General features: G+C 71.5%; 23 protein-coding genes. 7 read left to right on the forward strand and 16 right to left on the reverse strand.

What is annotated here, in order from left to right; all coding sequences use genetic code 11:
- Nucleotides 1-51 precede the first annotated feature (51 nt).
- The 6 genes from AC1UE5_RS06540 to AC1UE5_RS06565 are packed head-to-tail and all read right to left on the reverse strand — an operon-like array spanning nucleotide 52 to nucleotide 3543.
- Nucleotides 52-768, reverse strand: a complete 717-nt coding sequence (locus AC1UE5_RS06540) for a histidine phosphatase family protein (protein ID WP_482921343.1) — start codon at nucleotides 766-768, stop codon at nucleotides 52-54.
- A gap of 5 nt (nucleotides 769-773) precedes the next feature.
- Nucleotides 774-1259, reverse strand: a complete 486-nt coding sequence (locus tag AC1UE5_RS06545) for a hypothetical protein (protein WP_482921345.1) — start codon at nucleotides 1257-1259, stop codon at nucleotides 774-776.
- Nucleotides 1256-1651, reverse strand: a complete 396-nt coding sequence (locus AC1UE5_RS06550) for a M67 family metallopeptidase (RefSeq protein WP_482921347.1) — start codon at nucleotides 1649-1651, stop codon at nucleotides 1256-1258. The genes AC1UE5_RS06545 and AC1UE5_RS06550 overlap by 4 nt, the downstream gene beginning before the upstream one ends.
- Before the next feature lie 36 nt (nucleotides 1652-1687).
- The gene (gene tatA / locus AC1UE5_RS06555) at nucleotides 1688-1867 is read right to left on the reverse strand and encodes a twin-arginine translocase TatA/TatE family subunit (RefSeq protein WP_482921349.1); all 180 of its coding nucleotides are present in this window, start codon (nucleotides 1865-1867) and stop codon (nucleotides 1688-1690) included.
- A gap of 9 nt (nucleotides 1868-1876) precedes the next feature.
- Nucleotides 1877-2851, reverse strand: a complete 975-nt coding sequence (locus AC1UE5_RS06560; protein ID WP_482921351.1) for a PLP-dependent cysteine synthase family protein — start codon at nucleotides 2849-2851, stop codon at nucleotides 1877-1879.
- Between the two features lie 56 nt (nucleotides 2852-2907).
- Entirely contained in the window at nucleotides 2908-3543 is a 636-nt protein-coding gene (locus tag AC1UE5_RS06565; RefSeq protein WP_482921353.1) for a CPCC family cysteine-rich protein, read from the reverse strand.
- A gap of 52 nt (nucleotides 3544-3595) precedes the next feature.
- Here AC1UE5_RS06565 and AC1UE5_RS06570 point away from each other — a divergent pair, with 52 nt between their 5' ends.
- From AC1UE5_RS06570 to AC1UE5_RS06580, 3 genes are all read left to right on the forward strand, one after another.
- The gene (locus tag AC1UE5_RS06570; RefSeq protein ID WP_482921355.1) at nucleotides 3596-4471 is read left to right on the forward strand and encodes a hypothetical protein; all 876 of its coding nucleotides are present in this window, start codon (nucleotides 3596-3598) and stop codon (nucleotides 4469-4471) included.
- A gap of 75 nt (nucleotides 4472-4546) precedes the next feature.
- Entirely contained in the window at nucleotides 4547-5095 is a 549-nt protein-coding gene (locus tag AC1UE5_RS06575) for a hypothetical protein (RefSeq protein WP_482921357.1), read from the forward strand.
- Entirely contained in the window at nucleotides 5085-5774 is a 690-nt protein-coding gene (locus AC1UE5_RS06580; protein ID WP_482921359.1) for a hypothetical protein, read from the forward strand. Before AC1UE5_RS06575 ends, AC1UE5_RS06580 begins: the two co-directional genes overlap by 11 nt.
- A 126-nt stretch (nucleotides 5775-5900) precedes the next feature.
- On the opposite strand, the gene AC1UE5_RS06585 is transcribed toward AC1UE5_RS06580, so the two are convergent.
- Entirely contained in the window at nucleotides 5901-6179 is a 279-nt protein-coding gene (locus tag AC1UE5_RS06585; RefSeq protein ID WP_482921361.1) for a MoaD/ThiS family protein, read from the reverse strand.
- Nucleotides 6180-6194: 15 nt separating this feature from the next.
- Nucleotides 6195-7376, reverse strand: coding sequence for a molybdopterin-synthase adenylyltransferase MoeB (gene moeB / locus AC1UE5_RS06590; protein ID WP_482921363.1), 1182 nt, complete (start codon nucleotides 7374-7376; stop codon nucleotides 6195-6197).
- A gap of 86 nt (nucleotides 7377-7462) precedes the next feature.
- On the opposite strand from moeB, the gene AC1UE5_RS06595 reads away from it, so the two are divergent.
- Nucleotides 7463-8074, forward strand: coding sequence for an SCO family protein (locus AC1UE5_RS06595; protein ID WP_482921365.1), 612 nt, complete (start codon nucleotides 7463-7465; stop codon nucleotides 8072-8074).
- On the opposite strand, the gene AC1UE5_RS06600 is transcribed toward AC1UE5_RS06595, so the two are convergent.
- The 5 genes from AC1UE5_RS06600 to AC1UE5_RS06620 form a co-directional block, all read right to left on the reverse strand.
- Entirely contained in the window at nucleotides 8041-8220 is a 180-nt protein-coding gene (locus AC1UE5_RS06600; protein ID WP_482921367.1) for a hypothetical protein, read from the reverse strand. The two genes, AC1UE5_RS06595 and AC1UE5_RS06600, sit on opposite strands and share 34 nt — an antisense overlap.
- A 7-nt stretch (nucleotides 8221-8227) precedes the next feature.
- On the reverse strand, nucleotides 8228-9637 hold the full coding sequence (locus tag AC1UE5_RS06605; protein ID WP_482921369.1) for a fenitrothion hydrolase: 1410 nt from the start codon (nucleotides 9635-9637) through the stop codon (nucleotides 8228-8230).
- Nucleotides 9634-10110, reverse strand: coding sequence for a hypothetical protein (locus AC1UE5_RS06610; RefSeq protein WP_482921371.1), 477 nt, complete (start codon nucleotides 10108-10110; stop codon nucleotides 9634-9636). The genes AC1UE5_RS06605 and AC1UE5_RS06610 overlap by 4 nt, the downstream gene beginning before the upstream one ends.
- A gap of 62 nt (nucleotides 10111-10172) precedes the next feature.
- On the reverse strand, nucleotides 10173-10937 hold the full coding sequence (locus AC1UE5_RS06615) for a hypothetical protein (RefSeq protein WP_482921372.1): 765 nt from the start codon (nucleotides 10935-10937) through the stop codon (nucleotides 10173-10175).
- 108 nt (nucleotides 10938-11045) lie between these two features.
- A complete protein-coding gene (locus AC1UE5_RS06620; protein WP_482921374.1) occupies nucleotides 11046-11810 on the reverse strand; it encodes a hypothetical protein in 765 nt (254 codons plus the stop codon).
- A 139-nt stretch (nucleotides 11811-11949) separates the two neighbouring features.
- On the opposite strand from AC1UE5_RS06620, the gene AC1UE5_RS06625 reads away from it, so the two are divergent.
- Complete coding sequence (locus AC1UE5_RS06625; RefSeq protein ID WP_482921376.1) at nucleotides 11950-12738, forward strand: thioredoxin domain-containing protein; 789 nt, start codon at nucleotides 11950-11952, stop codon at nucleotides 12736-12738.
- On the opposite strand, the gene AC1UE5_RS06630 is transcribed toward AC1UE5_RS06625, so the two are convergent.
- On the reverse strand, nucleotides 12735-13373 hold the full coding sequence (locus AC1UE5_RS06630; protein WP_482921378.1) for a calcium-binding protein: 639 nt from the start codon (nucleotides 13371-13373) through the stop codon (nucleotides 12735-12737). The genes AC1UE5_RS06625 and AC1UE5_RS06630 overlap by 4 nt on opposite strands.
- Before the next feature lie 97 nt (nucleotides 13374-13470).
- Here AC1UE5_RS06630 and AC1UE5_RS06635 point away from each other — a divergent pair, with 97 nt between their 5' ends.
- Nucleotides 13471-14868, forward strand: coding sequence for a hypothetical protein (locus AC1UE5_RS06635; RefSeq protein WP_482921380.1), 1398 nt, complete (start codon nucleotides 13471-13473; stop codon nucleotides 14866-14868).
- Here AC1UE5_RS06635 and AC1UE5_RS06640 read toward each other — a convergent pair.
- Nucleotides 14865-15962 carry a metallophosphoesterase gene (locus tag AC1UE5_RS06640; protein WP_482921382.1) on the reverse strand — a complete coding sequence of 366 codons (1098 nt, stop codon included), beginning with the start codon at nucleotides 15960-15962 and terminating at the stop codon, nucleotides 14865-14867. The genes AC1UE5_RS06635 and AC1UE5_RS06640 overlap by 4 nt on opposite strands.
- A 34-nt stretch (nucleotides 15963-15996) precedes the next feature.
- Complete coding sequence (locus AC1UE5_RS06645) at nucleotides 15997-16953, reverse strand: 4-hydroxy-3-methylbut-2-enyl diphosphate reductase (protein ID WP_482921384.1); 957 nt, start codon at nucleotides 16951-16953, stop codon at nucleotides 15997-15999.
- Between the two features lie 64 nt (nucleotides 16954-17017).
- Between AC1UE5_RS06645 and AC1UE5_RS06650 the strand changes: the two genes are divergently transcribed.
- The gene (locus tag AC1UE5_RS06650) at nucleotides 17018-17629 is read left to right on the forward strand and encodes a PadR family transcriptional regulator (RefSeq protein WP_482921386.1); all 612 of its coding nucleotides are present in this window, start codon (nucleotides 17018-17020) and stop codon (nucleotides 17627-17629) included.

The following is a 17629-nucleotide window of genomic DNA, read 5'->3' on the forward strand; positions in this document are numbered from 1 at the left end:
GCAGTCACTGCAAGGAGCGGACGCGGCCGCGACGGGCCCCCGCGAGGCGTTCTACCCGGCCGGGCCGGTCGGGACCGGCAGGTGGCTGATGTCGTTGAACGAGCGCAGCAGCCAGTGGCCGCTCTCCAGCACCACCAGCCGCGTGATAGAGCCGTTGTCGGCATGGATGAACGCGAACGGGCGGCTCTGCGTGGCGATGCGGCAGATCTCGCCGATGATGCCGCCGTGGAGCACCGCCGCGACCGACGCGTCCGGGCCGGCCTCGCGGACGATGCGGTCGACGCCGGCGCGCACGCGGGCCTCGATCGCGTCCGGCTTCTCGGCGCCCGGGATGACGTCCCAGCGCTCCTCCTTGAGCGCCTCCCAGACGATCGGGTCGCCCTGCGCGGCGCGGATGCGGAACTCGCCGCCCTCCCACTCGCCCAGTGAGACCTCGATGAGGTCGTCGACGACGCTCGGCCGCAGGCCGGTGGCCGACGCCAGCGGCGCGGCGGTCTCGTGGGTGCGCTGCAGCGGGGTGACGAAGAGCTTCGTCAGCGGCTCGTGCGCGAGGCGCTCCCCCACCGCGCGGGCCTGCGCCTGGCCGGCGGGCGCGAGCGGCGGGTCCCCGCGCCCGGCGACCATCGGGAACGACTGCCCCGGGACGGCGTTGGCGGAGGCGCCGTGGCGGACGACCACGATCTCGGTCGCGCCCGGCGGGAGGGTGAACGGGCGCTGGCTGTAGCTGCCGTCGTCGTTGGGCTCGACGGCGTCGTTGGTGTGCGTCATGAAGTTCAGGAGGCGAGGTCGATGATGAGGACGATCAGCCCCACCACGCCGCAGGCGGCGAGCAGCCCGAGGAGGACCTTCGACGGCGGCACCGGCCCGCTGCCGGGGCGCGGCGGCGCGTCGGCGAGGTCGGCCTGCAGGAGCACCTCGCGCGCGGTCGCGACGCCGGACTGCGGCACGAGGATGTCGCGCGGGCCCGCGGCGAGCATCTCGGGGACGTCGAAGCCCTGCGTGCGGCGCAGCGTCGACGGGACGCCCTCGTCGAGCAGGAGGTTCTGGATCAGCTCCGCCTCGGGGAGCTGGCGGCCGACGGCGACCCGGACGAGCTCGCCCTCGGCGTACTGCTTCTTGACCTTGCGCAGGCGCTCCTGCTGCTCGGTCACGTCCGCCTCGACCGGGCCGCCCTCGACCACGAGCGGCACCCCGCACTTCCCGCAGAAGCGCTCGGCGTCGTCGTGGGCGCGGCCGCACGCCGGGCAGACGAGGCTCACACGACCTCCACGTCCACCTCTTGGACCTGGCCGCCGCTGATGAGGTAGGAGCGGATCTCCGGCTCGTCGCCGGCGAGGCCGATGATGAGCCACTCGATGCCGGGCCAGTTCTCGCTGAAGTTGATGTCCGTCTGCGACGGGTAGGGCGCCGACCGCGTGTGCGAGTGGTAGACGGACAGCAGCTCCCCACCGTCGCCCTCGATCGCCTCGATCGTCCTGTAGAGCTCCATCCCGTCCATCTCGAACCGGAGCGGGCTGCGCACCGTGTTCGTCGTCGGGTGGACGGAGGAAGCGGTGCCGTCGGCGCCGCCGATGAGGCCGCAGCACTCATCCGGCGCGTCCTGGCGCGCGTGGTCGACGATCCGGTCGAGGAGCTCGCGGGCGATCTTCATCGCTCGCCAACCTAGCGACTGGCTCCCGCGGAGCGGCTAGCTGCGCAGCGCGTAGTCGTCGTCGTCGCGCTTGGGGTCGCCGTTGAGCGACGACTTGAACTCGCGCATGCCATTGCCGAGCGCGCGGCCGGCGTCCGGGAGCTTCTTCGGGCCGAGGACGATCAGCGCGATCACGAGGATGATGAGCAGCTCAGGAAGGCCGACGTTGAAGGGCATGGCTGCTGTCTACCACCAAACGGTGGAGTCGAGGTTCTCGACCTCGTCGACGGGCAGCGTGTAGATGCCGCTGGAGAGGTACTTCCAGCCGTCGTCGCAGACGATGAAGACGACGTTGCCCTCGTCGAGGCCCTCGGCGATGCGGACCGCGATCTTGGCGATGGCGCCGCTGGAGACGCCCGCGAAGATGCCCTCCTCGTCGAGGAGCTTGCGGGTCCACACGATCGCGTCGCGGTTGGTGACGAAGATCTTCCGGTCGAGCAGCGAGAGGTCGATGATCGGCGGGATGAACCCGTCGTCGAGCGAGCGCAGGCCCTGGACCGGCTCGCCCTGCATCGGCTCGGCGGCCACGATCGTGACCTGATCGCCGAGCTCCTCCTTGAAGCGGCGTGCGTTGCCCATCAGCGTGCCGCCGGTGCCGAGCCCGGCCACGAACGCGGTGACGTCGTTGTCGAGCTCCTCGAGGATCTCGAGCGCCGTGCCGTTGTAGTGCGCGTTCGGGTTCGCCTGGTTGCCGTACTGGTACGGCATGTAGTACGAGGCGTCCTCCTCGGCCATCTTCAGCGCCATCGCGACGGCGCCGTTGGAGCCCTGGTCGCCCGGCGAGTAGACGATGTCCGCGCCGTACATCTTCAGCAGCTGCGTGCGCTCGGGCGTGACGTTGTCCGGCATCACGACCTTGAGCTTGTAGCCCTTGCGGCTGCAGATCATCGCGAGCGAGATGCCGGTGTTGCCCGACGTCGGCTCGAGGATCGTCATGCCGGGCTTGATGGCGCCCTTCGCCTCCGCGTCCTCGATCAGAGAGCGCGCGACGCGGTCCTTGATCGAGCCCGTGGGGTTCTGCGACTCGAGCTTCGCCCAGATCCGCACGCCGGGCTTGGGCGAAAGACGCTTCAGCTCGACCAGCGGGGTGTTGCCGATGGCCGCCACGATGTCCTCGTAGCGACCGCCGCAGGGGCGATTGCGGAGCTCGAGTGGAGTCACTTCACGGAGTGTAGTGGCGATTTCGCAAGTTGTACAAACGTGCCTGTGTCCGTCGATCAGGCCCATGCACCGGCGATCGTCAGGTGCCACGCGTCGCCGTTCGGCATCAGGGTGAGCGAGCCGGCGAGGTCGGGGGCGCCGAGGACGAGGAAGCGCGACTGGTCCCGCACGTACGCGCGCCAGCGCGCGAGCACGACGCGCGGGTCGACGCGGACGGCCCCGAAGAGCGTCTCGTACTGCAGGTCGAGCAGGAGCGCCGGCGGGGCCGGGTGCGCGCGCGCGAGCGCGGCATCCACCGCATCCGGCGACAGGCCGTCCAGGTCGACGTCCGCTGCCGGGCCGTTGTGGACCGAGAGCGAGAGTCGGTCGGCCTCGTCGAGGTCGTGCGTGACGTCCGCCGCGCCGACGACCGTCCCGAGCGCCCGGCCGAGCGACGCCAGGTAAGGCGGGACCTCGCGCGCTGTCGTCTCCTTGCGCAGCCGCTCGAGCTCCCACTCCCGCGCCTTGCCGCGCAGCTCCGGCCGGTGGATCCGCAGCCGCGCCGACCAGAGCGTCTCCCCCGCGTTCGGCCCGCTCGGCTGCCACGGCTGCTCGACGCCGTCGTCCTCCCACCCGCAGGAACCGCAGATGTCGTACGCGCCGCGCTCGTCGAGGGTCGGCCGGTCGCAGACCGGGCAGGGCTCCATCCCCATGCCGTGCAGCGTTGCATGTCTTGATCGCGTAAGGGGTACCTCGCGCCGCGAGATGCGATGGATCGCGACGACGTGCGCCTTGGTGGCGCTGGGGACGACGGCGGCCGCGTGTGGCGGCGGCAACGGCGCGGGCGAGCGTGCGGCGACGACGACGCGGACCGCCGCAGCGCCGGCGCCCGACCCGCTGGAGCGGCTGCGGGCGCAGACCGAGGCGCGGTGCACGGAGTTCACGCGCGACGTGCTGACACGGCGACTGCCGCGCACGCGGAAGGGTGAGCGGCAGTTCTTCCGCGCGCTGCGGCGGATGGAGCGCAAGCTGGTGGAGGACCTGCGCAAGCTCGACGTCCCGCCCGCCCACGCCGCCGCGTACCGCAGGGCGCTGGACGCGCGGTCGCGCTCGCTGCGCAACCCGGACCGGTCGATCGAGCAGATGGAGCGCGCCGCGTCGAAGCTCACGGTCTACAACCCGCACGCGTGCCGCTACTGGGGCGTCCGCGCGCTCGGCAAGGAGGGCGTGCAGTTCCAGTCCGACCAGAGCTCGTACTGCTACGAGGACGTGCTCGCGATCGAGAAGGCGACCCGCGACGCCCGCAAGGGCCGCATCTCCAAGCGGCGCGCGGCCCTGCGCATCGCGCGCACCCTCCGGCGCTCCGCCCGCCTGATGAAGGTCGAGGCCCCGCACGGCGCCGGCCGCCGCTGGAAGGAGCTGCGGGACGCCGTGGACGGCGTCGGCGACATCTTCCACGCGGGTGCGTCCGCGGACACGAACGCCGAGATCGACCGCTTCAACCGCCGCATCCACCCCACCCTCCAGCGGGCCGGCGCGGCGGCGTGGTCGCTCGGCATCGGGAACTGCGACTTCCGCGGCCCGGTCAACGACGCGATCGTCGCGACCGACCCGAACCGCCCGCTCGGAGCGAAGACATGACGAGAGCGTCGCCTCACCGACGCGAGGTGGAATATCGTGAACACGCGCGAGTCCAGAAACCGTCACACTCCGCGCGTGGCACGCAGCGACATCGCGGGCATGGAGCGTTTCGAGGAGGCCGGCTGGGGGCTTGCCGAGATCGTGAATCCCGACGCGTGGGGCGCAGCATCCGACGAAGAACGCCGGAAGTTGTGCCGGCGTATGCACGCGTTCCTCCGCATGGCCGGCGGGCTGGACGTCAGCGACATGGAGATCGTAGATCTCCCTGCCGGCGTGCACGGCGAGTACGACCCGCTCTCTGACCGGACGACGGTGAGCAGCGAGATCCTGCTGGACGACGATGTGTCATCGGTCGTGGCGACGCTCGCGCACGAAACACGGCATGCCCTGCAAAGCGCCGTGATGCAGGGCCTGCTCCCGTACCCCCACGGGGAGCAGACGCTGGACGAGGTCGGCGTCTGGAAGGACGGCGACGAAGCGTACGATGACGACGACGTGGTCGCCTACATGTACAACCCGCTTGAGACCGACGCGCGGGCGGCGGAGAATGGAGTCTTGATCGGCTACTGGAAAGGCAGCTACGACAGGCTCCGCGACAAGGCCGGAGATTCCGATGCCTCCTAGCGCTGCAAGCACGGCCAACCGCATCGTCGATGCTCTCGTCGCTCGCCAGGGGCTGCCGCGAGACCGCGCGGAGACGATCGCGGCGCGACTCAGCCGCGCCGACGCCGACATCGTCGAGGCGGCAGCGCAGTGGGCGGACACTGGTGATCTGCCCGTGGAGCCGACTATCGCGGGCCACTCACCGAGCACCCTCGGGCAACGTCTGTCCCCGAGCCAGGTCTTTACCGCCCTCGTCGCACTTCGCGACAATCCGGCCGTCGCCCGCAGCACGCTGCAGCACCAGCTCGGCGCGTCCCCCGCGTCCCGGGCGATGGCGTTCGAGCGATCGGTTCTCGGCATGCTCAACGCACTTCCCGACGTCTCCGACATCGAAGTCACCCCCCGCGGACCCGACGGCCGCGCCAGGCCCGACTTCGTCGCGACGGTCGGAGGTCACAAGGTGATCATCGAGGTGAAGGCCAGCCCAGCCCGCCCGAATCGCGTGCGATCCGCGGTCGAGCAGGTGGAGCGGTACGCGCTCGTCTTCCAGGCGGTAGGAGGCGTGATCGTCTTCGCGGAGGCGCCGGAACCGAGCGTGACGCTCGAGGGCTACCTCGCCCCGGTCGCGGTCACCGACCCCGCGCATCTCGGCGACGCCATACGGCTCATCGCTGACCGCGCAGCCGGCAGCAACACCTGACGGGGCCGCGCGGCCAGCGCGGCGGGCGGACGCCCGCGTGCGGCCGGCAACGGCGTCCGCGCGAACCGCCCGCACCGCACATGAGAGGTGCGGCGCGGGGGCGCGCAAGAAACGGGGGCGCCGCGACTAGCGGCAGCCGCCGGCCATGGCCGGCAGGATCACGAGCGTGTCGGACTCGCCGACGGGGGTCTCGAGGCCCTGGAGGACGCGGACGTCCTCGTCGTTGAGGTACACGTTGACGTACCGGTTGAGGTCGCCACCCTCGCCGAAGAGCTGCGTCTTCGTCGACGGGTGCTGCTCGGCGAGCGCGTTGAGCACGGTGCCGACGTCACCGCCCGTGGCGGTGACCTCCTTCTCGCCGCCGGTCGACGGACGCAGGACGGGTGGGATCTTGATCGTGGCCATAGCTGGTGGTCGAGCCTAGCCCGCGGCGGCGCAGAACGCCTCGTAGTCGGGGAAGACGCCCATCTCCTCGTCGGAGATCGACTCCGGGTCGCGCGAGCACACCGGGCAGTCCGGGTCGCGGCGCACCTTCAGCTCGGTGAACGTGGCGGACAGCGCCTCGTACAGCAGCAGGCGGCCGATCAGCGGCTCGCCGATGCCGACGACGAGCTTGACGACCTCCGTCGCCTGCAGCAGGCCCATCGTGCCCGGCAGGACGCCGACGACGCCGTTGGCGCCGCAGGACGGCGCCAGCTCGGCCGGCGGCGGCACCGGGTAGAGGCAGCGGTAGCACGGGCCGTCGTACGGCGCGAAGACCGACAGCTGGCCGTCGAAGCCGAGGATCGAGGCGCTCACCACCGGGATCTGCAGGCGCACGGTGGCGTCGTTGAGCAGGTACCGCGTCGGGAAGTTGTCCACGCCGTCGACGATGACGTCGTAGCCCTCGATGATCTCCATGATGTTGGAGCTGTCGAGGCGCGTCTCGTACTTGACGACCTTGACGTCCGGGTTGAGCGCGTTGATCTGCGTCTCGGCCGACTCGACCTTCGACATGTTCACGCGGTCGGTCGTGTGGATGACCTGGCGCTGCAGGTTCGAGACGTCGACCACGTCGTCGTCCACGAGCCCGAGCGTGCCGACGCCGGCGGCCGCGAGGTAGAGCGCGGTCGGCGAGCCGAGGCCGCCGGCGCCCAGCAGGAGCACCTTCGCGTCGAGGAGCTTGGCCTGCCCCTCCTCGCCGATCTCCGGCAGGAGGAAGTGGCGCGAGTAGCGCTGGCGCTGCTCGGGCGACCACTGGCGCGGGACCTCGACGTCGTAGCCGCGGTCCTTCCACAGCGTGTAGCCGCCGGTCATCGACTCGACGCGCTCGTACCCGAGGTCCTCCTGCAGCGTCTTGGCGGCGAGCGCGGAGCGGTTGCCCGACGCGCAGTAGAGGATCACGCGCTGCGAGCGATCGGGCGCGGCGCCCTCGATGCGGGACTCGAGGTGCCCGCGCGGCACGTGGATCGCGCCCGGCAGCTTGCCCTGCGCGACCTCCTCGCTCTCGCGGACGTCGACGATGACCGCGCCGTTGCCGAGGACCTCGTGGACCTGGGACGGGTCGACCTCGTCGATCTTCGACTTCACCTGGCGGATGAACTCCGCCCCGGACGGGCTCACTCGGGGAATCTCCTCAAAGGCGGTCAGGGATCAGTACTTCAGGAAGTGTAGTAGGCCGCAGGCCCGTTGTCCCTACGCTGGGTCGCGTGCCTGTCCGCGTCCGTCTCGCCGTCCTGCTCGCCGCCTCGTTCGCCGTCGCCGCCGCGTTCTTCGCCACCATCGGAGGCAGCGAGGACGACCCCCAGACGGCCTCCGCCCGCACGTCCAAGTTCAGCGGCGCCGTCCGCCCCGCGACGCTCCCGCCGGTCGACCTGCGGATGACCGACGAGGAGGGCCGGAGCGTCACGGCGGCCGACCTGCGCGGCAAGGTCTCGGTCGTCACGTTCCTCTTCACGACGTGCGAGGACACCTGCCCGCTGACCGCCCAGCAGATCCGCGGCGCGCTCGACGACCTGGGCCACGACGTGCCGGTCTACGCGATCGCGGTCGATCCCCCACGTGACACGCCCGCGCGCGCGAAGAAGTTCATCCTCGAGCAGCGGATGGAGGGCCGGATGCGCTTCCTCCTCGGCCCACGCGAGCAGCTGTCGGCGCAGTGGAAGGCGTTCGGCATCCAGCGCCAGACCGAGGACCTGGAGCACAGCGCGTCCACGGTGCTGATCGACAAGCAGGGCCGGCAGCGGGTGAGCTTCCCCGCCAACCAGCTCGTCCCCGAGCAGCTCGCTCAGGACATCGCGCTGCTCGAGCGCGAGTCCTGATCGCCCGGCCCGGAGCCGCCGTTGCGGCGCTCCTCGCGCTTGTCCAGCAGCGACCGCACGCCGATCCACCCGACGATGATGATCACCGGCGCGACGTAGAGCAGCTCGGCGAGCCAGTGGCCGGGATGGGCGAGCGGGACGAGCATCAGCCGCTCAAGACGATAGGAGCCACAGGCCGATCGAGGTGAACGCGACCATCACCGCGAGCATCCAGTACTGCGAGCGGGTCGCGCGCCGGACGTCGTCGAACACCACGAGCGCGCGGTCGTGCGCGAGGATCAGGCCCGCGACGTGCCCGAGCAGGAGCGCGCCGACCTGGACGTACCAGATGCCGTTGGTGCCGATGACGCCGTAGTCGATCGTGCTCGACGCGGTGCCGAAGTAGTCGTCGCCCTTGCCGCGCGGGTCGGACGCGAGGTAGATCGCCGACTGGCCCTGGTAGGCGAGGAACGAGAAGTAGTGCGCGAGCAGGTACGCGAAGCCGATCGGCGCGAGCGAGTGCGCGAACCGGCGCGCCAGGTCCCGCGCCTCGAAGCGGTCGTCGACGGTCCGCATCCCGAGCACGCCGAGCCAGTACAGGCCCAGGCAGAGCAGGATCGTCAGCAGGAGGCCGACGGTGTCCGCGGCGGTCAGCGCGTTCGTGTCGCCGAAGCCGAGGCCCTCGAAGACGTCGGCGACGTCCACCAGCGTCTCGGACCAGAAGTCCTTCCCCGACACGCCGTCGTACGTCGTCGAGCCGATCAGGACGACGAGGAACCCGACCGTGCCGGGGAGCGCGCGCAGCCGCGTCAGGCCCGACAGCGGGCGGCGCAGGAAGATCGTCCGCTCGCGCCAGTCGAACGCCGAGATCGAGCCCATGATGCGGAAGTAGACGGCGAACGGGTCGGCGTTGCGCGTCCACTGGTCGACACCGTAGAGCGCCATGCCGACGAGCTGCGTCGCCGCGCACGCGAGCATCAGGACCGCGAGGTTGCCCGGGTCGGTCCGCGTCGCGTCGGGGATCGCGAGCTCCAGCCAGGCCGCGAAGAAGAAGCCGGCCGCGACCGGCCAGCGGCCGAGCCGCTGCGGGTAGGCGAGCGGCTCGGGCAGCGCGTCGGGCGCGACGCGCTTAGCGACCCAGCCGGCGGCGCGGCCGACCGCGCGCCACGGGTTGAAGGCGCGGAACCAGTCGCCGACCAGGACCGACAGCACCGGGCCGCCGACCCAGATCAGCACCCAGAAGAAGACCGGCAGGATGTTGGCGCTGGACGACTGCGTGCCGGTCAGGCCCGCCCAGACCAGGAACGCGAAGATCGCCACGCCGATCGCGCCCGCGAGCACCTCGAGGACGACCGGCACGCGCACGAGCGGGCGCTCGCGGTCCTCCTCCAGCCGCGGCTTGGGCCACAGGACGGCGAGCGCGACGAACGAGACGACGAGGACGGCGGTGGCCGCCCAGCCGAACACCCAGCGCGGGATCGGCAGGTCCTCGCGTCCGCCCAGGGCGTGCGCGAACGCGTCCGGCGCGAGCAGGACCGTCGCGGCGAGCGCCGCGACGAGGACCAGCCCGATGCGCGCTCTCACGGGCGGACTTCGAGGTTCGCCAGGAGGGCGCCGTTCGAGTGCAGCTCGATCTCGAAGATGCCCTCGGCCGTGGCCTTGAAGCGCTCGGTCTTCGAGCCGCCCGCGGGCACGTCCACGTACCGGTCGTAGCCGTGGATGTGGATCTCCTGGGCGGTGTCGGAGGTGAACTTCAGGCGGATCGTGTCGCCGCTCTCGAACTTCAGCGTCTCCGGCTCGCCGGCGGGCTGGCCGCCCTCGATGCGGATCGTCTCCACGCGCGGCGGCGGCGCGGCCTGCGTCGTCGCGGCGGGCGGCTCCTCCCCCTCGGCGGGCGCCTCGGCGCCGCCGGTCGGCTCGGTCGTCGCCTGCTGCTCGGCCGGCGTGAGCGACTGCTCGCCCCCGCCGTCGTCGTCGGAGCCCTGCGCGAGGACGAACGCCCCGGCGAGGATCACGGCGGCCGAGACGAGGATGGCGATGCGCTGCCCAGTGGTCATCGGCAGCGCAGGCTAGTGAACTGCGAGGGGCGGACGTGCCGCCCCTCGCGGTCCATGTCCGGCTACTTCTTGCAGTTGGCCTGCGTGGTGGCCGTCTTGGCCGATCCGGTCTCCGGCGTGAAGACGACGGAGATCTTCCGCTTGCCGCCGACGCAGCCGCCGCTCGACTCGAAGAAGCCGCGGCCCTTGTTCTTGACGTTCTTGATGGTCGAGGTGACCTCGGTCACCGCGTTGTCCAGCGTCGGCGCCGGGTGCAGCAGCGACGGCGGGACGTCGAACTCGAGGCGGCCCTCGCCGCTCTTGTTGATGAAGCGGGCCGGGATCGGCGCCGAGAGCTCGATCGCGCAGCGCGTGTTCGGGTTCGTCGAGTCCGGGCTGCCCTTGACGAAGATCGCGCCCTTGCCGTTGCCGCCGTTGACGACCCACAGGGCCGCGTTGCACGGGATGGAGCGATCGGCCGGGTTCGTCTTGATGCCGGTCGCGTTCTTGATGAACCCGGTGCCGACGATCGACTTCGCCGGGCACCCGTCGACGCTCTGCTCCTCCTCCATCTTCGCGACGGAGCAGGTCGGGAACGCGTCGGTGTTCGCCTTCAGGCCGGCGAAGCGGATGCTGTACGTCTTGACCGGCGACGGGCGGTTGCCGTTCGCCTCGTCGACCGTGTAGCCGAACTTGACGCCGACCGCCACGGGCTTGGACTTCGTCCCAGCCTTCGTCGGGCTGGTGGAACCCGTGATCTCGTACGTGTTCTCGATCGCCTGCGCGTACGCGAACGCCGCAAAGGCCAGCGTCAGGACTGCCGTCGTGGCAGCCACCGTCTTCCGCATCTCTCTCCTCCAGAGGACGTGGGGTGGGACGGCGGGAACCTACTGGCAGACGAAGGGCGGGCACAAGGCCCGCCCTCCGGTCACAACAGAAGCTTCAGCGAGGCTGAGCTACTTGGAGCACTTGGCGGTCGTCTTCTCCACCGTCTTGTCGCCGGCCTCGGTCGTGAAGGTCACGGAGACCTCACGCTTGCCGCCGGTGCAGCCGCCGATCGACTCGTAGAAGTACTTGCCGCCGGCCTTGACCTTCTTGATCTTCGACTCGGTCTTGAGGACCGCGTTGTCGAGGGTCGGGGCCGGGTGCTTGAGGACCTGCGGGACCGTGAAGGTCAGCGTCGTGCCCTTGGACGAGTTCTTGAACGTCGTCGGGATCGGCGCGGCCAGCTCGATGGCGCAGTTCGTCTTCGGGTTGCTCGAGGCCGGATCGCCCTTGACGAAGATGGCGCCCTTGCCGCCGCCCGAGTTCACGACCCACAGCTGCGCGTTGCAGTGGATGGAGCGATCGGCCGGGTTGGTCTTGATGCCGGTGGCGTTCTCGATGAAGCCGGTGCCGACGATCGACCCCTTCGGGCAGCCGTCGATGCTCTGGTCGGTCTCCATCTTGGAGATCGCGCACTTCGGGAACTTGGCGTAGTTCGCCTTCACACCACCGAAGAAGATGGCGTAGCTGTTGACGACGGCAGGACGCTGGCCGCTGGGACCGTCGACGGAGAAGTCGAAGTCGACCCCGATGCCGACGGGCTTGGACTTCGTGCCCGCCTTGGACGGCGACGTCGAGCCCTCGACGGTGTAGGTGTTCCCGGCGCTCTGGGCATAGGCGACGGCGGACAGGGACAGCACGAGTGCGGTCGCCATGAAGATGGCGATCTTCTTCATGAAGAGGTCTCTCCTACGAGGGAACAGCAGGGGTGGATACGGTCTGTGACCCGACTCACGGCTTGGGCCGACCAAACCAAGAGAACACACGGTATCTCTAAAGGTTGCGGTCCGGTCCTTTCCTCACGGATCCCTAACGATGCGCCCGCCCGTCGACGACATCACGCCCCCGCACTTCCCGCAGAAGCTCCCATGGGTGAACGTGGCGTCGCTGCGGATGGACAAGCAGCGCGGGCGCCCGGTGCTGATCGAGTTCTGGGACTTCTGCCGCGTCCAGTCGCTCCGCACGCTGCCCTACCTGAAGGCGTGGCACGCCAAGTACGAGGAGCACGGGCTGCGGGTCGTCTCCGTCCACTCCCCCGGCTTCCCGGCGTCGCGCGGCGAGGACGCAGTGCGCGACGCCGTCGACCGGCTGGACATCGACCACCCGGTCCTGATCGACGACGACTTCCGCCTGTGGACGCTCTACGACAACGAGGGCTGGCCGGCGCGGTACCTGTGGCGGCCGACCGAGCGGGGCCACGCGCTCCACGAGTTCCACTACGGCGAGGGCGGCTACCAGGAGACCGAGCTGGCGATCCGCGAGCTGCTCGGCCTGCCGCTCGACGCGCCCGACGCGCTCGTGCCGCCGGTGCACCCGGAGGACGACCCCGAGGCGCGCGTGGTGGTGCCGACGCCCGAGCAGCGCGGCGCCTGGTCGGGCCCGTACGAGGCCGGCGGCGTGTGGGCGGTGCTGAGCGGCAGCGGCGTGGCGCGCGCGAACGGCACCGAGATCGCCGTCGACCACGCGGGCGCGTACGCGCTCATCGAGCACCCCCACCACACGACGGGGGTGCTCGAGCTGGAGCTGTCGGACGGCGTGGAGTGCCACGCCGTCTCGTTCACCCCGGGCGTCGTGCCGCCCGGCTGGTCGGACGCGCCGGCCTAGTACCCGGTCGTCTTGTGCGAGACGGTCTCGCAGTTGCGGATCTTCGTCCGCTTCTTCGAGCGCCGGCTGATGTAGAGCACGTCCCGGCCGCCGCCGCAGTCGACGATGCCGTGGCCGAAGTGGAGCTTGACGTAGTCCTTGCCGCCGCCGGCCTCGATGCGGTTGAACCCGTGGCTGCCGTAGATGAAGTCGCGGCCTGCGCCGCCGTGCAGGCGGTCCTTCTGCGACGTCGGCTGGCCTGAGGGCTTGTAGTCGCCCCAGATCACGTCGCCCCACGGGCCGGCGTGGATGGTGTCGGAGCCGTGGCCGCCGAGGAGCTTGTTGTGGCCGGCGCGGTCCGTCATCACGCGCCCGCCGCCCTGGGCGACGAAGCGCTGCTGGCACTTGCCGCGCTTGTGGACGGTGTCGCACGAGTAGCTCGGGTCGCGGCCGCCGAACGGGTCGTTGCCGGGGCGCGCGTCGAGCGGACGCGAGCTGTCGTTCTTGTTCATGAGCAGCACGCCGGTGTTCGGCGGCCAGTCGCTCTTGTCGGTGCCGCCTCCGGCGGACGCGGCGGTGACGCCGATCGCCGCGGGCAGGGCGAGGGATGCCGCGGCAGCGAGAAGCAGCCGCGGTCGGTGGGGGACGCGGGGCATCCGGGGAGGCTACCCATCCCCCCAGGATCACCCCCACCCAGAAGTTGAGGGACACCCCCTCATGACCCCACGGCCGAGCGTGCGGAGACTGCGGCCCATGCTCTCCACCGACCGCTCTCCCCGCCGCGCCGACCGCCTCGTCGCGGCCGGCCTGAAGCCCGCGTCCCGCACGCTCCTGGCGCTCGCCGCGACGTCCGCCGTCGCCGCCGCGCTCGCCCCCGCCTCCGCCTCCGCCGCGCAGCCCTGCGTCGCGTCCCACGCCGGGCCGGGCAACGGCACGTGGAAGATCGACCGCGACGGCGCGCTCTCCGCCGCGCTGCAGGTCCAGCCCGGGCCCGGCTCGGTGTTCGAGGCCGGCTACGGCACCCTCGCGGTCAACGGCGTGCTGTACGCGAAGGAGCTCGACGACGACGCGTGCCTCGCCGAGGGGACGACGCTGAGCTTCCCGGCGCAGAACGTCGGCGGCCTGCTCGTCTCGCGGAAGGTCACCGTGGTCGACGGCGTCGTCCAGCACCTGGACACGATCACGAACGCGACCGACAAGCTGAAGTTCACGACCGCCGACTTCAAGCTGGCCGTGCTCGGCTCGCAGGGCTCGGTGGCCAGCGAGGACGGGAACGCGAGCGTCGACTCCGACGACCACTGGGCGGTCCTCAGCTCCAACGACAACGCGTTCCCCTTCATCCGCTGGGGCGCCGAGAACGGCAACACCCCGCAGGTCGACCCGGCCGATCCCGACCTGACCGTCTGGGAGCCGGACGCGGGCGTGATGGACGACGCCACCCTGCGCTACTCCCAGATCGTCCTCGAGCCCGGGAGGACGGTCCACCTCCTGCACTGGTCGGGCGCGACCACCGCGCTGGCCGACGCGACCGCCGCGGTCCAGAACGGGGGCAAGCCGTTCACCGGGCTGTCGACGGCGGTGGCCCAGCACGTCCTCAACTGGGGGCCGGACCCGGACGGCGACGGCGTCACGACGTTCAGCGACGCGTGCCCGTCGGTGAAGGGCAACACCGCCAACGGCTGCCTGCTCATCGCGCCGCCCAAGCCGGTCGACTCGCCTGACCCGGGCACGCCCACGCCCGACCCCGGCACGCCGGCGCCGGCCCCGCAGCCGCAGCCCGGAGGCGGCGGCGTCCCCGCCCCGGCCGCCGACCGCCGCGCCCCGCGCCTGACGCTCGCCGGGCTCAGCGCCCGCGCGAAGCGGTCGCAGGTGACCCGCCGCGGCCTGCGACCCCGCATCACGTGCGACGAGGCGTGCACGCTGACGGTGAAGGTCACCGGCCGCAAGAAGGTCGGCAAGCGCGTCCGCACCGTCGTGCTTAAGACGGTCACGCCCGCCGGCCGGACCGTCGAGCCCCGCACGGTCGCGCTGCGGCTGACCGCGGGCACGCTGCGCGGCGTGCGCGGCGGCAGGCTCCGCGTCGAGCTCGCCGCGACGGACGGCAGCGGGAACACGACCCGCACCGCCCGCACGGTCACCGTCGCCCGCTAGCGCGGCGGCGTCCAGCCCGGCAGGAGGTCGACCAGGCGCGGCGCGCCGTCCTGGTCGACCACCACGCCCCGGCCCGGCCAGTACGGCGACCCCGGCCCCTGGCCCGTGAGGAACGCCTCCTCGTGGACCCAGGAGCCGCAGTTGACGAGCCGGGGCCCGTCCGGGCCGGCGCGCCACTCGGCCGGGTCGTCGGCCGGGAGCGGCCCGGCACGGTGGGTGTGGCCGAAGATCACCCACCCGGCGTCGATGCCCAGCCGCCGCGTCGCCTCCGCCATCGCGCGGAGGCCGGCGCGGCGCAGGGCCGGCGCGCTGAGGTCGTGGTGGACCGGCCCGACCCCGGTGCGGTTGACCAGCTTGATCGCCGCCGGGAAGGCCGCCGCGAGCGCGCGGTGCTTGAGCGGCCGCGGCCCCTTCGCGGTGAGCATCCGCCAGGCGTTCTGGGTGCCGCGCTGGCGCTCGGCGCCGAAGCCGGTGCGCGTGTGGCGCGCGACGAGGTGGAGCCACGCGTAGAGCGGCGCCAGCGCGGCCTCGTAGTCGCGCGGCGTGGCGCCGTGCTCGGGGATCGCGCCGGTGACCCGGCGCATCGCGCCGCTCGCCAGCCGCTCGAACGTCGGGATCGTCAGATGCGGGTCGAGGTAGTGGCCGTGCGTCGCGTAGACGTCGTCGCGCAGCCACAGGCCCGGGTAGGCGACGCACAGGTTCCCCGGCTCCAGCAGGGCGGCGATCGCCGCGACCGCGTCCGAGGCCTCCACGGGGTCGGCGCGCTCCTCCAGCGTCAGCTCCGGCTCGCGCCGCAGCGCCCGCCGCTCCAGCCACGACCCGATCAGCGCGTGATCGTGGTTGCCGGGCACGAGCACGACCTCGGTCTGGGGCCGCAGCGCCGCGCCGATCGCCTCCAGCACCGGCCGCGCCGCGTCGAGCGCGTCGACCACCGGCCCGTGCCGCAGCTCCAGCAGGTCCCCGAGCAGCACGAGCCGGTCGGGCGGCTCCTCGCGCAGCGCGGCCGCGAGCTGCGCGGCGGCGCCGTCGCGGCGCAGGACGTCCGCGTCCGTCCGGCTGCCGAGGTGGAGGTCGGAGAGGACGAGGGTCCGCACGGGTCCGCCCCAGCCTACGGGACGGACGGCGTGGCTAGCCGGCGGCGGCCGCGAGCGCCTGGCGGATCGTCTTCGGCAGCATGAAGCGCACGTCCTCGCGGACGACCTCCAGCTCCGAGACGTCCTCCACGCCGCGGTCGCGGAACCACTGCACGAGCGCCTCGACGAGCTCCTCGGGCGCCGACGCGCCGGACGAGATGCCGACGACGCGCTTGCCCTCGACCCACTCCTCCTGCACCTGGCCGGCGTGGTCGATGAGGTACGAGTCGGCGCCCTCGTCGCGCGCGACGTCCACGAGGCGCTGCGAGTTCGACGAGTTCTGCGAGCCGATGACGAGGATGAGGTCGCACTGCTGCGCCATCTGCTTGACCGCCGCCTGGCGGTTCGTCGTGGCGTAGCAGATGTCGTCGGTGCGGGGACCGGTGATGTTGGGGAACCGCTCGCGCAGCCGCGCGATGATCGCGCGCGTCTCGTTGACGCTCAGCGTCGTCTGCGAGATGTACGCGATCTTGTCGGTGTCCTCGATCTCGAGGCGGTCGACGTCCTCCTCGGTCTCCACGAGGACGATGTGGTCGGGCGCCTCCCCCATCGTGCCCTCGACCTCCTCGTGCCCGTCGTGGCCGATGAGGACGATCGTGTAGCCGTCGGCGGCGAACTTCAGCGCCTCGCGGTGGACCTTGGTGACGAGCGGGCACGTCGCGTCGATCGTCTGCAGGCCGCGGCGCTCGGCGTCCGCGTGGACCGCGGGCGACACGCCATGGGCCGAGAAGACGGTGATCGCGCCCTCGGGGATCGAGTCGTCGAGCTCCTCCACGAAGATCGCGCCGCGCTCGCGCAGGGTCGCCACGACGTGCTTGTTGTGGACGATCTCCTTGCGCACGTAGACCGGGGCCCCGTGCAGCTCGAGCGCGCGCTCGACGGTCTGGACGGCCCGGTCGACGCCGGCGCAGTAGCCGCGTGGACGGGCGAGAAGCAGCTTCTCGACGCTCATCGGCCTCCCAGTGTAGAGGCGGGCGCAGGGCCCGAGCGTGCCTGCGGGCACCTAGACTCGCGCCATGTCGACCACCCGTCTGCTCGTCCTCGGGGTCGTGCGGATGTTCCAGCCCGTGCACGGCTACTTCGTCCGCCGCGAGCTGCTGAGCTGGCGCGCCGACTCGTGGGCGAACGTCAACCCGGGCTCGATCTACGGCGCCCTGAAGTCGCTCACCAAGGACGCCTTCCTCGAGGAGCTCCCCGGCGGCAAGGGCGACCGGACGCGCTACCGGCTGACGCTCGACGGCGAGAACGAGCTGCAGGCGCTGCTCCGCGAGACGCTGTGGACGGTCGACCACCACCACCCCGGACGGCTCATGGCCGGCCTCGCGTTCCTGTGGATGATCCCGCGCGACGAGGTGCTGGAGATCATCGACGGCCGCATCGCGCAGCACCGGGTGAACATCGCGAAGACGTCGCGCACCGCACGCGCGGAGGACCATCCCGGCATCTCGCTGGAGCTGCTCGAGTTCAACCTCGCGCTCGTCAACGGCGAGCTGGCCTGGCTGGAGCGGTTCGCGGAACGCGTGCGCGCCGGGGACTACGCGTTCTGGGGCGAGAAGAAGCTCGCTGACGAGCACGCACGGATGGCCGCCGAGCACGCGGCCGAGGCGCGGGCGGCCCAGGAAGGTTGA

This window comes from Parviterribacter multiflagellatus (genome assembly GCF_056863265.1).

Bases quoted from the DNA above. Each gene is read 5' to 3' on its own strand.
- AC1UE5_RS06540 (WP_482921343.1), bottom strand. From the start codon at position 768: ATGACGCACACCAACGACGCCGTCGAGCCCAACGACGACGGCAGCTAC.
- AC1UE5_RS06550 (WP_482921347.1), bottom strand. From the start codon at position 1,651: ATGAAGATCGCCCGCGAGCTCCTCGACCGGATCGTCGACCACGCGCGC.
- tatA (WP_482921349.1), bottom strand. From the start codon at position 1,867: ATGCCCTTCAACGTCGGCCTTCCTGAGCTGCTCATCATCCTCGTGATC.
- AC1UE5_RS06565 (WP_482921353.1), bottom strand. From the start codon at position 3,543: ATGGGGATGGAGCCCTGCCCGGTCTGCGACCGGCCGACCCTCGACGAG.
- AC1UE5_RS06570 (WP_482921355.1), top strand. From the start codon at position 3,596: ATGCGATGGATCGCGACGACGTGCGCCTTGGTGGCGCTGGGGACGACG.
- AC1UE5_RS06580 (WP_482921359.1), top strand. From the start codon at position 5,085: ATGCCTCCTAGCGCTGCAAGCACGGCCAACCGCATCGTCGATGCTCTC.
- AC1UE5_RS06585 (WP_482921361.1), bottom strand. From the start codon at position 6,179: ATGGCCACGATCAAGATCCCACCCGTCCTGCGTCCGTCGACCGGCGGC.
- AC1UE5_RS06600 (WP_482921367.1), bottom strand. From the start codon at position 8,220: ATGCTCGTCCCGCTCGCCCATCCCGGCCACTGGCTCGCCGAGCTGCTC.
- AC1UE5_RS06610 (WP_482921371.1), bottom strand. From the start codon at position 10,110: ATGACCACTGGGCAGCGCATCGCCATCCTCGTCTCGGCCGCCGTGATC.
- AC1UE5_RS06615 (WP_482921372.1), bottom strand. From the start codon at position 10,937: ATGCGGAAGACGGTGGCTGCCACGACGGCAGTCCTGACGCTGGCCTTT.
- AC1UE5_RS06620 (WP_482921374.1), bottom strand. From the start codon at position 11,810: ATGAAGAAGATCGCCATCTTCATGGCGACCGCACTCGTGCTGTCCCTG.
- AC1UE5_RS06625 (WP_482921376.1), top strand. From the start codon at position 11,950: ATGCGCCCGCCCGTCGACGACATCACGCCCCCGCACTTCCCGCAGAAG.
- AC1UE5_RS06630 (WP_482921378.1), bottom strand. From the start codon at position 13,373: ATGCCCCGCGTCCCCCACCGACCGCGGCTGCTTCTCGCTGCCGCGGCA.
- AC1UE5_RS06635 (WP_482921380.1), top strand. From the start codon at position 13,471: ATGCTCTCCACCGACCGCTCTCCCCGCCGCGCCGACCGCCTCGTCGCG.
- AC1UE5_RS06645 (WP_482921384.1), bottom strand. From the start codon at position 16,953: ATGAGCGTCGAGAAGCTGCTTCTCGCCCGTCCACGCGGCTACTGCGCC.
- AC1UE5_RS06650 (WP_482921386.1), top strand. From the start codon at position 17,018: ATGTCGACCACCCGTCTGCTCGTCCTCGGGGTCGTGCGGATGTTCCAG.